Source organism: Novosphingobium sp. 11B (assembly GCF_054589055.1).
On the sequence record NZ_BAAILP010000210.1, the window covers coordinates 1 to 887 of the forward strand.

Consider the following 887-nt stretch of genomic DNA (forward strand, 5'->3'; position numbering starts at 1 on the left):
CTCAGCGGGGTGGAGACGATCGCCTCGCCGTAGACCTGCTTCGCCGCGAATTCGTAGCCGCCGCGCGCGATCACTTCCAGCTTGTCGCCGGGGTCCGCCGTGGTGATCGAGACGACGCCCGCCGTCGCGTTCTTGCCGAAGAACAGCGCCTGCGGGCCTTTCAGGATTTCCAGTCGGCCAAGGTCGAAGAAGCCTTCGTTGATCGTGCGGCCCTGCCCGTAATAGGCCCCGTCGACGATCACCGCGACCGACTGCTCCAGCCCGATCGAGGTGGTGTTGGAGCCGATCCCGCGCAGCACCAGCGTCGCACCCGAACCCGAAGGCGTGCGCCCGATCGAGAACGAAGGCGTCATCGCGGCGACGCGCTCTAGGTTCGACAGGTCGTATTGCTGCATCTTCTCGGCACTGATCGCGACGACGGCGACCGGCACGTCCTGCGTGGTTTCCTGCCGCTTGCGGGCAGTGACGATGATGTCGCCGATGCCGCCTTCCTGCGTGCCTCCCTGAGAGGTGGTCTGCTCCGTGTCCTGCGCGAAGGCGGCCGGAGCGCAGCCAAGCGCAAGGCCCGCCGAAGCGGTCAGCAGCAGCGCACGGCGCAATTCGCGAAGGCGAGCGGGCACGGCCCGATCCTGTCGAGGCATGAAGGTCTTCTCCCGATTTTTCTTCTAGGCCGCCACCCAGTTCGCGGCCAGTGATTAAAACATATGCGTTAATCGATATAACGCACCTGTTTTAATTGTCAGGCGTATATTGGCGGTGCAGTGAGTATCGCGGATGGACGGGCGCGAAGGAGGATTGCCGGAAATGCTGCGCGAACTGGAATTCGCACCCGGCTCGTGTACGGATCGCAAGGTGACCGACCCGCCGCTTCATTTCGCCGACGATGC

The 887-nt window shown here is 63.9% G+C and carries 1 protein-coding gene; it reads right to left on the bottom strand.

The features are described 5' to 3' along the window. Positions 1 to 620: TonB-dependent receptor plug domain-containing protein (locus ACYPYD_RS19275; protein WP_459664896.1), on the bottom strand; the 620-nt coding region annotated here is incomplete at its 3' end. Between the last annotated feature and the right edge of the window lie 267 nt (positions 621 to 887).